Origin of the sequence: Corynebacterium sp. 74A (assembly GCF_008930665.1) — a bacterium.
In the GTDB taxonomy this organism is placed as follows: Bacteria; Actinomycetota; Actinomycetes; order Mycobacteriales; family Mycobacteriaceae; genus Corynebacterium; species Corynebacterium megadyptis.
The window spans coordinates 144,541-155,549 of the sequence record NZ_PQMG01000006.1 but is presented as its reverse complement, the minus strand read 5'-3'; the positions used below and the strand labels follow the sequence as shown (position 1 = coordinate 155,549).

The following is an 11,009-nucleotide window of genomic DNA, read 5'->3' as shown; positions in this document are numbered from 1 at the left end:
TTCGCGGCCTGCTCATACCCCCTTCACAACGGATCGTCCGGCACGTACCTGCCGGTGAAGAAAGGTGTGCCAGATCATGGCAACTGTGACTTTTGATAAGGCGACGCGCGTTTATCCCGGCGCGACAAAGCCCTCCGTCGACTCGCTCGACCTACACATTGAGGACGGCGAGTTCCTCGTTCTCGTCGGCCCCTCCGGCTGCGGTAAATCCACCTCGCTGCGCATGCTCGCAGGCTTGGAGGATGTGAATGCCGGCCGGATCTTGATCGGCGGCAAAGATGTGACCGCGATGCAGCCGAAGAACCGCGATATCGCGATGGTGTTCCAGAACTACGCCCTCTATCCGCACATGAGTGTGCGGGACAATATGGGATTCGCCCTGAAGATCGCGGGGGCCGCCAAAGAAGAGATCAACCGGCGGGTGGAAGAGGCCGCGGACATCCTTGACCTCACCCAGTTCCTCGACCGCAAACCCAAGGCCCTCTCCGGCGGCCAGCGCCAGCGCGTGGCGATGGGCCGCGCCATTGTGCGCCAGCCCCAAGTCTTTTTGATGGACGAGCCGCTCTCCAACCTAGACGCCAAGCTCCGCATCCAAACCCGCACCCAGATCGCGGATCTGCAGCGTCGCTTGGCCACCACCACCGTGTACGTCACCCACGATCAGACTGAGGCGCTGACCATGGGCGATCGCATTGCGGTGCTCAAAGACGGCATTCTCCAGCAGGTCGGAACCCCAGAGGAAATGTATGACAAGCCGGCCAATGAGTTCGTCGCTGGCTTCATTGGCTCGCCCTCGATGAACTTCGGCACCTTCACCATTCAGGGTGAGCGCGCGGTGCTTGGCGACGCGGAAATCCCCGTGCCCCGCGACGCCATCAGCGCCCTGAAGGAGGAGGACCAGGGCACTCTCACCGTGGGCTTCCGACCCGAATCCCTCGAGCTGGTGTCCGCCGATACCCCCGGCGCCATTCCGCTGCACGTGAACCTCGTGGAGGAGCTGGGCTCCGACGCCTATGTCTATGGCTCCTTGGCCGGCGCCGACCCCGAGAAGGCACCGACGTCGGACTCCGTCGATTCCACCCTCATCGTGCGTGTGCCTCCGCGCACTGTGACCAAGGGCGATGGCACGATCTACGTGCGCATTCTTCCCGATAAGCAGCATCTCTTCTCCCCCTCCACGGGAGAGCGCCTGATCGACTAACCCCCTCGTCGCCTCCGATTCAGCGCCCCCGCCGCGAAGCGCTAGCTCCGCCGGCCGGGGAGCTGCTGCGATGGGCGCTAAAAACCTCGCACCACCAGGCCTACATGCCAGGGAAATTGTCGATGTTCGCCGCACGTTTGTAGCTCGACGACGGAACCTGCAGGCTCGGCAGCTTCTTTCCGACGTAGCTCCCGTGCTATCACCGTCACCGCGGCGAGTGGACACTGTGGCGTCCTCGGCCAACCAGAGCCCCTCAGTAACCCCCTGCTCCACAAGCGAGCCACTAGCCCACATATTGGCGGCGGAAAACCGCCTTTACTGGACGTTGAGTAAGTAAAATTGGAGATCTATGACGCCCCACCGAGAGGCCGAGCGGTGTGTGCACGAGCGCGCCATCGGCACCACCGGACGGCGCATCAGACCATCCACTTCAACGACGTGGTGGAGAGCTCGCTTCTTTTTCACGCCTATCTAGTGAAGGTGAATTCATTGAGTACCCGCACCACCTACTCGACAGCCACGAAGGCATCGGCACTAGCCCTCGCCGCGGGGCTGTGCATCGCTGGACTGACAGCATGCAACGACAATGACACCACAGCAGCCCCATCGACAAGTGAGGCTACGACCACCACCATCACCGAAACCTCAACAACGACCATCGCCCCAGATGAGTCAACCGAAAGCAGCGCGCCGCAGCCTAGTAGCTCTGAGAGCCCGGCCGGAGCCTCAACGTCGGAGGCAGAAGAAATCGCATTAGCCGCGGCAGAAACAACGTTCGGCAGTGGCAGTTGGGTTGTCTCTGATAGCTCGGAGTACGACCCAGATAGTGATGTGTCGTACATCCTTATTGACAATAATGATGTGCGCGCTTACCTACAGGTTGCACTTTTCCACAAGGGTTCGTTCCAGGAATTCGCAGGTGACAATCTCTTAGCAATCGCGGGCGCCACAGCGGATCCCAACGGCGTTCGCGTGTCTTTTGTGGACAGCAAAGCCTTTCAAGCTTCAGGAGAACCACTAGCTAACATGTACGCCTTCACCAAGGAGGTTGTCTACTACTGGAATGGCGACCACGTGTCTTATGAAGGAGAGATGCCGAATCCGCCTGAGCTTCCGTAGAGGCCACACCGAAATGTGGTGACGGGTGAGCATCACCGACACCAATGGAGGCGATCCTGGTTGATCGCTGACTACGAGTGTGATCATCAGCCAGAGGCCCGCGCTAGCAGCACGTATCTACCGTGAAAGCGCGGAAGCACCGCCCTAGCTACCTTGGGGCGAGGAGGTCCGTGTACGGTAGCCGCATATAACACTGCCTTCCAGCAAATAGCCTCGAGGCATATACTGAACACCATGTCTGGATGTCATCGCGCTCCCTCTCGCCTTCCCCGCGTATCCCGCCACGTTGTGGCGGCTGTATCGACGGCGGTGATCGCCTCGGCCGCCGCCCCGCTACTGGCCGCCTCGGCTGCGGCGGCGCCGGTGCCGCACACGCACCCCGATGGCACCATCGATGCCCCGGCGCGCACCCAGATCTCTTTTGAGCACACCCCCACCGGCTTCCATGCGGGCACCGCGAACGAGCATGAGTCCCGCCCTGGGCTGTCGATCGTGAAGATGTACATCGCCGACTACGTCTTTAGACACGGCACTGCCGAAGACAAAGCGCAGGCCACCCAGATGCTGCGCACCTCGGATGATCGCATCGCCTCCCAGCTCTATGCGAAGTATCCGCAGTCCATCAACGCCACTGCCCGCACCTATGGCCTGCATGACACCCACGGTGCGGCCCACTGGGGTAATTCCACTACCTCCACGGCAGATAGCGTGAAATACCTTGAGGCGAAGAAGCGCGAGAACCCCACCGATCCGGTACTCGTGGCCCTCGCCACCACCTCCCCCGTGGCGGCCGATGGCTATGCCCAGAACTTTGGCACCTCCACGCTGCCTGGGGTGATCGGCACCAAGTGGGGCTGGTCGGATGATCGCCGCTCTTTCCACGCCTCCGCCAGCTATGGCCGTGACTTCTCCGTGGCGGCCGCCACCAATGGCTCCGCCGCGCAACTCACCCACGATGTGCAGTCCGCTTTCGGCCCCAGCGAGCACATCCCCGCCCCGCCGAGCCTGCCCAACCCCGTGGGCTCTGCCGGTCTCTCGCTCGTGAACTACCCGGCGCGCCAGGTGCTGGATCAGCAGCTCGGCCATATCGTCCCACCAGTGAGCGATCCGGTGCTGGCAGTGGTTCCGGAGTATGTGCCGCTGCCGCAGCCAGTGGCCGCGGCCCTCCCCCAGTCGCGCTAAACGCACCCGCTTACCCCACGCGAGGTGGAGGTAGCTAGGCAGGCGCTCAGCGGGGCTGATACTCGCAGTATCGCCGCCGAGCTACACATGAGCGCAGGCACGGTGCGCAATCACGTCTCCAGCATCGCCGCCGAGCCACACATACCGGCAATCGCTATGAGGCTGCCCGCGTTGCCCGCGATCAGGGTTGGCCATAGGAAAGAAACCCTCAGCGATGGCGCATTCACTAAGCTGTGCTTCACACGGATACGCCACTGCGGCGCGAGTGGGCGTCGATAAGCGATCGCGACAGCACATGGAGTGAAGTGAATGAGCAGCACCCTGATGATGGGAAAGAATTTCCATTCCGTTCCGGGAATGGAAAAACAGATTCTGTCCTTTATTGAGAAGATTCAAAAGGACCCGAGTCATCCTTCCCTAAGGATCAAGCCGCTGAAGAACACCGCCGATCCGCGGGTGCGCACCGGACGGGTGACGGACAAATACCGCGCGGTGCTCGTGGAGCTCGATGGCTCGAACGGGCGGCTGTTCATGCTGCTGCACGTGGATAATCACGATGAGGCCATCGCCTATGCGCAGACAGTGACGGTGAAGATCAACTCCACCACTGGCGAGGTGGTCATCGACAATAGCGGCACACCGAGCGCCTCCACGTCTCCGGAACTGGATGCGGAAATCGAATCCCGCGCCAAGCAGCGCGCCGCGGAAATTGCCGCCCAACAGCTTGCCGACGCCCAAAAGGACCAGTCGGATGCGAGCGTGGGCACCCCCGCCCAGCTGCCGCAGACCCCGCCGCGGGAGGTCCTGCGCGCCGCAAGTATCAGCACCGAGGATCTCCGCACCGAGCTAGGCCTATCCCCCGATACCATCGCCGCAGTCCAGGCCGCCGAGAACGACACCGTCTTGGAGGAGCTGCTCGCCGAGCGCCCCGAGTTCGAGCACGACGCCATCGTGGGGCTGCTCGCGGGAATGAGCATCGCCGAGGTGGTTGAGGACCTCGGGCTCGAGCGCATCGACTCAGATGACGAGACCGCCGGCAGTGATGACACCATCATCAACTCGCTGCAGCGCTCCAGCTACTGGATCGACCCCTCCGAGCTGGATCTCAAAGAAATCCTCGAAGAGGGCAGCTTCGCCGAGTGGCGCACCTTCCTCCACCCCTCCCAGCAGCGCGCCGTGCAGAGCCAGCACCGCGGCAGCGCCCGCATTCTCGGCGGCGCCGGCACCGGCAAAACGGTGGTGCTGCTGCACCGTACCCGGTATATCTACACCCACGGCGCCCAGGGCGGGCCGGTGCCGCGGATCTTCCTCACCACCTTCACCAAGGATCTCGCGCGGCAGCTGAAAACCCAGATGAATGTGCTGGACCCCTCCTATCCCGAGGCCGGGATGCCCGGAACCCCTGGGGTGTGGATCAACGGTATTGATTCGGCGATCTACAACTTCATCACCAATGCCAATAAGGAGGAGCTCGACGCCGCCCTCCACGCCACGTTGGGGATCAGCAGCTCCTTTGTGCCCCGGCCGCTCGATGACCGCGAGGTGCACAAAAACTGGGAGCTGGCCGCCGAGCTCAATGGCGAGGGACTGCCCCAGGACAAGCGGCATCCCGCATTCCTCAACGATGAGTTCACCGATATCATCCTCGCCCACTCCATTACCGAGATGAAGGACTATCTGCGCATTACCCGCACGGGCCGGCGCACCCCCTTGGGCCGCAAGGAACGCAAGATCGTCTGGACTATCGTCAAGGCCTTCATCCGGCGCTGCTCCGAGCAGAAACGCCTCACCTATCCGGCGCTCGCGGTGGTGGCCGCCCACATTCTGGAGGCCCGCCAGCAGCCCTTCTTTGATCACGTGGTGGTGGACGAGGGCCAGGACTTCCACGCCGGGCACTGGCGCTTCATCCGCGCCTGTGTGGCTCCCGGCCCGAATGACATCTTCCTCGCCGAGGACTCCCACCAGCGGATCTACGGCAATCAGCTGCCGCTGAGTCGCTTCGGCATTGAAACCCGCGGCCGCGCCACCAGTCGGCTGCGCCTGAACTATCGCACCACCGCGGAAAACCTCAGCTACGCCTCCGCCATCCTCGAGGGCGTGCACTGGCTGGACTCCAGCGGCGAGGAGGACACCCTCACCGGCTACCGCTCCGTGCGTACCGGCCCGCTGCCGCGGATCGTGCACGCCGCCACCCCGGAGGAAGAAGACGCCGCTATCGAGCGCGCCATCACCGCGTGGAGCACCAACGCCAGTGCCTCCACGCATATCGGCGTGCTCTGCCGCGATAAACGGCGCGTGGTCATGCGCACCAGCCATTTGGATTCCGCCGGTATCACCACCAGCACCCTGCGTTCCGGGGCCGCCACCCTCGAGGCGCCGGTGTCGGTGATGACGATGCACAACGCCAAAGGCATGGAATTTACCCACGTGATCCTCGACGGCATCAATGAGCAGGCCATTCCTCGGCGCGGCGGGCGGATGCCGCTTCCCGACGCCGAGCGCGAGGACGCCCTCCAGCGGGAACGAGCCCTGCTCTACGTGGCTGCATCCCGTGCCCGTGACGAGCTGCTCATCACAACCATCGGCGAGCCCTCCTCCCTCTTGCCGGAGTGTGGCGAGGGCTAAACCTCAGCCACACCTCAGCTGGGAGGTGGCGCCGCCGCGCGCATGTTGGATTATTCACAACAACTCAACAAAACGGGCATGGAAACCCACAACCACGGTCCTGCGGAGTAGCCTTGTTTAGCGATGACGAGCACACAAGGTAAGACCAGCACCGCTGCTTCGAACGGTGCCCACGGAACCCTGCACACAGAAGCCACAACCCTCACCGGCTGGGGCCGCACCGCCGCCACCACGGCTCACGTGCTGTCCACCCCCGATGTGGAAGAGATCGTTCGCGCCGTCACCCTCGTGGCGGAGCAGAACGAATCCAAGCCCAACCATCTCAAGCGCGGCATCGTTGCCCGCGGTATGGGCCGCTCCTATGGCGACCCGGCGCAAAACGCCGGTGGCCTCGTGGTGGATATGACCCCGCTGAACCACATCCACTCCATCGATACCGAGACCGCCATCGTGGATGTGGACGGCGGCGTCACCCTCGACCAGCTGATGAAGGCCGCCCTGCCCTATGGGCTGTGGGTGCCGGTGCTGCCCGGAACCCGCCAGGTCACCATCGGTGGCGCTATCGGCCCCGATATTCACGGCAAGAACCACCACTCCGCCGGCTCCTTCGGCGACCACGTGGTGTCTATGGAACTGCTCGTGGCCGATGGCCGCATCCTGCACCTCGAGCCGGAGGGCTCCGCGGATGATCCGCAGGGCGAGCTGTTCTGGGCCACCGTCGGCGGCATGGGCCTTACCGGCATCATCCTGCGGGCGCGCATCAAGATGACCCGCACCGAGACCGCCTATTTCATTGCCGATGGCGATCTCACCGCCAACCTGGACGAGACCATCGAGTTCCACTCCGATGGCTCCGAGAAGAACTACACCTATTCTTCTGCCTGGTTTGATGCCATCTCGCCCGAGCCGAAGCTCGGCCGCGCCGCGATCTCCCGCGGCTCCTTGGCCACCCTCGCCCAGCTGGAAGAGCTCAACCCGAAGCTGGCGAAGGATCCGCTGAAGTTCAACGCCCCGCAGCTGGTGACCGTGCCCGATATTTTCCCCAGCTTCACCATGAACAAGATGTCCATGGTGGCCATCGGTGAGCTGTGGTGGATTAAATCTGGCACCTATAAAAACCAGGTGCAAAACCTCACCCAGTTCTATCAGCCGCTGGATCTCATCGGCGAGTGGAACCGCGGCTATGGCAAGCGCGGCTTCCTGCAGTACCAGTTTGTGGTGCCGCGCGAGGCCGTGGAGCCTTTCAAGTCCATCGTCAAGGACATCCAGGCCTCCGGCCACTACTCCGCACTCAACGTGTTCAAGCTCTTCGGCGAAGGCAATAAGGCGCCGCTGTCCTACCCGATGCCGGGCTGGAATGTGTGCGTGGACTTCCCCATCAAGAAGGGCCTCGGCCAGTTCTTGGATGATCTGGATCGACGCGTGATGGAGTTCGGCGGCCGCCTCTATCTGGCCAAGGAATCCCGCACCACCGCCGAGAACTTCCACCAGATGTACCCCGGCATGGAGGGCTGGCTAAAGACCCGCAACGAGATCGACCCGCACGGTGTCTTCGCCTCCGACATGAGCCGCCGCCTCGAGCTGCGCTAATTTACGCCCCGCGCAAGAAAGGAACCCACATGCTGAACGCTGTAGGCCAAGCCCAAAATATTCTCCTGCTCGGCGGCACCTCCGATATCGGACTCGCCATCGTCGAGCGCTTCCTCAAGGAAGGCCCGGCCCGGGTGACCCTCGCCGCCCGCGAGGACTCCCCGCGCGTCGCCGAGGCCACCGCCCGCATGGAAAAGGCCGGCGCCTCCGCCGTGGAAGTGCTGGACTTCGATGCCACCAACACCGACTCCCACGCCGACGTGATTGATCTCGCCTTCGCCGCCGGCGATGTGGATGTGGCCATCGTGGCCTTCGGCATCCTCGGCGATAACGAAGAGCAGTGGCAAAACCAACAGGAAGCGGTCAAGGCCGCGAATATCAACTTCACCGGCGGCGTGTCCGTGGGCACCCTGCTGGGCCAGAAGTTCAAGAAGCAGGGCCACGGCCACATCGTGGCACTGTCCTCGGTGGCCGGGGTGAAGGTGCGCCGCTCCAACTTTGTCTACGGCGCCACCAAGGCCGGCTTCGACGCCTTCTACGAGCAGCTCGGTGAGGCCCTGCGCGATAGCGGCGCCCATGTGCTCGTGGTGCGCCCCGGCCAGGTACGCACCAAGATGACCGAAGAGCTCGACGAGGCCCCGCTCACCGTCGATCGCGAGGACGTGGCCAACGCCGTGTTCAAGGGCGTGAACAGCAATAAGGACGTGATCTGGGTGCACCCGCTTTTCCAGCCGGTGATGATGATCCTGCAGCACGTACCGAAGCCCATCTTCCGCAAGCTGCCCTTCTAAGGCCCTGCCGCGGCTGCTAGCGACTCGCACAGCCGCCCCTACCGCCCCGCTCGGTGTTCTCCACCGCTTCCCGCCGCGTCCCGCGGCGGGCGAGCATCGCCGGCGGGGCGGTTGCGTATGCGGGTGATACGGGGCGTGGAGGGTGGCGTCGATAAGCCCCGCGATGCATTAACTGAGCAGCGTGGATGTTTTCCCTCCCCGCGCGCGGGTGTGTCACACTAAATGCATGAGTACCAGCACCGCCTCAGATGGCTCCCTGCGCGCTCCCCGCACTCCCCGCCCTGCGCGGGACAACCCCGAGCCTGATGGCCTCGCCCCCTACGCCCCCGATGCCTTAACGCCGAAACGGGCGGCCCTGTCGGTGCTTGCGGCGGGCCTGGCCGGAGCCGTCGCCACCTATGTGGCGTGGCTGATACTCAAAACCACCAATCTGCCCGCGTTTGGCACCTCCTATGTATCGCGCGCGGCCTCCACCGCCGTCACCGTGATCCTGCTGCTCACCGTGCTCACCTTCGTGTACCTGTGGCTGCAGGACGAGCACGCCTGGCGGCACGGGGAAACCACGGCGCGCTCGCCACTGCGCCGCTGGCTCACCATCGCACTGTGCTATCTCAGCCCCGCCGGGCTGGTGGTCTCCTCCCTCGGTATTCCCCTCTCGGCGACCAGCCTGTATCTCGATGGCGCCAGCGTGGACCAAGGCTTTCGCACCCAGTTCCTCACCCGGCTGACCGACACCGCGCGGCTGGTGGATATGAACTACATCAACATGCCTCCCTTCTACCCGGCGGGGTGGTTCTGGTTCGGCGGGCGCTTCGCCAACCTAGTGAACCTGCCCGGCTGGGAGGCCTTCCAGCCGTGGTCGCTGATCACGCTCGCCACCGCGGGCTGTGTGCTCGTGCCGGTGTGGCAGCGCATCACCGGCTCGCTGCCCGTGGCCACCGCCATCGCGCTCACCACCACCGCCATCACCCTGGTGGTGGCCGCCCACGAGCCCTATGCCGCCGTCATTGCCATGGGTGCTCCCGCCGCGGCAGTGCTGGCCCGGCGCGCCCTCGACGGGGCTCGGATGTCCATGCTGGGTCTGGTGATCTACCTCGGGGCCTCGGCATCCATGTACACCCTCTTCACCGCGGTGATCGCGCTCTCGGTGGTGCTGCTGGCGCTCGTTGCTGCCGTGGTGGGATCCCGCTCCGTGGCGCCGCTGCTGCGGCTGATGGTGATCGGCCTGAGCTCGCTCGCCGTGGCCGCCGTGGTGTGGTGGCCCTACATCGCCGCGATCCTCAGCGGGCAGAGCACCTCCTCCTCCGGCGCCACCCACTACCTGCCGCGCCAAGGCACCGAGATTCCCCTGCCCATGTTCTCCCTATCGCTGGTGGGCGCGTTGTGCATGATCGGCGTGGCCTATCTGGTGATCCGCGCCGCCGACCGCGATATCCGCGCCCTCGGGCTATCGCTGGTGGTGTATTACGGCTGGTCGGTGGCCTCCATGATCGTCACCCTCGCCGGTAATACTCTGCTGGGCTTCCGCCTGGAAACGCTGATCACGCTGCAGTTGGCCACCGCGGGTGTGCTCGGCATCGCGGAGCTGCGGCTGGTGGGGCTGGATCAGCTCTATCCGCGGATGATCTCGAAGAAGCTCAAGAGTTCCATCACCGCGCTGCTGGTGATCGTGCTGGGAGTGAGTGGTGTGGCCTACGCCCAAGATATCCCCAACAAGCTCTCCCGCGGCTTGGACTTTGCCTATACCGACACCGACGGCAATGGCCAGCGCGGTGATTCCAACCCGCCGAACGCGGCCCGCTACTACGGCGATATCAGCACGTTCATCACCGATGAGCTGGGCAAGCCCGCTGGAAATATCGTGATCGCCACCGACGAGTTCAACCTACTCTCCTACTATCCCTTCCACGGCTTCCAAGGCATGACCGCCCACTACGCCAACCCTCTGGGACTATTCCGACAGCGCAATGAGCAGCTGGAGAGCTGGGCCCAGGCCTCCTTTGACCCGAAGATGACCCCCAGCTCCTTCGCCACGCTCTTGGACGATGCGCCCGTCTCTGGGGCCTTCTCGGGCCCAGAAGCCTTCGTGTTCCGCGGCCAGCTCGATGGCTCCCCCGCCGAAGAGGACATCGACGTCACGGCGCCAAGCGCGGGGGCGACAGACACTGCGTCGAGCGGAGACGCGGCGGGCGCCACAGGCGCCACGGGCTCTTCAGGAACGGCCTCTGCCCCCAGCACCAACCAGCCCGTGGACGCCCCGGCGGGCGCGTGGAAGCTGGACATCTCCGAGGACATCTACCCGAATAATCCGAATGTGCGTTTCCGCGCGCTCTGGTTTAACCCGGAGATGTTTAACGCGCCGGATGCGCCGTGGACAGTGAAGCAGATCGGCCCCTTCGTGGTGGCTGTGCGCACCACCACATCCAGCTAGCACGCTGGTCTTTCCGCCTCGGCCTCGGACGCGCATGACTGGGGCTGCGGCGGCGAGGAAGTACAATGAT

The 11,009-nt window shown here is 63.9% G+C and carries 8 protein-coding genes; all 8 read left to right on the top strand.

Annotation, left to right across the window (positions count from 1 at the left end; translation table 11 throughout):
• Positions 1–76: 76 nt before the first annotated feature.
• Positions 77–1,201, top strand: coding sequence for an ABC transporter ATP-binding protein (locus GBB11_RS09680; protein ID WP_151549813.1), 1,125 nt, complete (start codon positions 77–79; stop codon positions 1,199–1,201).
• Between the two features lie 438 nt (positions 1,202–1,639).
• Positions 1,640–2,320, top strand: a complete 681-nt coding sequence (locus GBB11_RS09675) for a hypothetical protein (protein WP_151549812.1) — start codon at positions 1,640–1,642, stop codon at positions 2,318–2,320.
• A 234-nt stretch (positions 2,321–2,554) separates the two neighbouring features.
• The gene (locus GBB11_RS09670; RefSeq protein WP_151549811.1) at positions 2,555–3,502 is read left to right on the top strand and encodes a hypothetical protein; all 948 of its coding nucleotides are present in this window, start codon (positions 2,555–2,557) and stop codon (positions 3,500–3,502) included.
• 24 nt (positions 3,503–3,526) lie between these two features.
• Complete coding sequence (locus GBB11_RS09665) at positions 3,527–3,781, top strand: LuxR C-terminal-related transcriptional regulator (RefSeq protein ID WP_225979236.1); 255 nt, start codon at positions 3,527–3,529, stop codon at positions 3,779–3,781.
• A gap of 30 nt (positions 3,782–3,811) precedes the next feature.
• Positions 3,812–6,127, top strand: coding sequence for a 3'-5' exonuclease (locus tag GBB11_RS09660; RefSeq protein WP_151549810.1), 2,316 nt, complete (start codon positions 3,812–3,814; stop codon positions 6,125–6,127).
• Positions 6,128–6,250: 123 nt separating this feature from the next.
• A complete protein-coding gene (locus GBB11_RS09655) occupies positions 6,251–7,717 on the top strand; it encodes an FAD-binding oxidoreductase (RefSeq protein WP_151549809.1) in 1,467 nt (488 codons plus the stop codon).
• A gap of 29 nt (positions 7,718–7,746) precedes the next feature.
• Positions 7,747–8,508: a decaprenylphospho-beta-D-erythro-pentofuranosid-2-ulose 2-reductase gene (locus tag GBB11_RS09650; protein ID WP_151549808.1), complete on the top strand. Its 762-nt coding sequence runs from the start codon at positions 7,747–7,749 to the stop codon at positions 8,506–8,508.
• 226 nt (positions 8,509–8,734) lie between these two features.
• A complete protein-coding gene (locus tag GBB11_RS09645) occupies positions 8,735–10,939 on the top strand; it encodes an arabinofuranosyltransferase (RefSeq protein ID WP_151549807.1) in 2,205 nt (734 codons plus the stop codon).
• Positions 10,940–11,009 lie beyond the last annotated feature (70 nt).

Coding starts and splice junctions, on each gene's coding strand:
- GBB11_RS09680 (WP_151549813.1), top strand. CDS start 77: ATGGCAACTGTGACTTTTGATAAGGCGACGCGCGTTTATCCCGGCGCG.
- GBB11_RS09670 (WP_151549811.1), top strand. CDS start 2,555: ATGTCTGGATGTCATCGCGCTCCCTCTCGCCTTCCCCGCGTATCCCGC.
- GBB11_RS09660 (WP_151549810.1), top strand. CDS start 3,812: ATGAGCAGCACCCTGATGATGGGAAAGAATTTCCATTCCGTTCCGGGA.
- GBB11_RS09655 (WP_151549809.1), top strand. CDS start 6,251: ATGACGAGCACACAAGGTAAGACCAGCACCGCTGCTTCGAACGGTGCC.
- GBB11_RS09650 (WP_151549808.1), top strand. CDS start 7,747: ATGCTGAACGCTGTAGGCCAAGCCCAAAATATTCTCCTGCTCGGCGGC.
- GBB11_RS09645 (WP_151549807.1), top strand. CDS start 8,735: ATGAGTACCAGCACCGCCTCAGATGGCTCCCTGCGCGCTCCCCGCACT.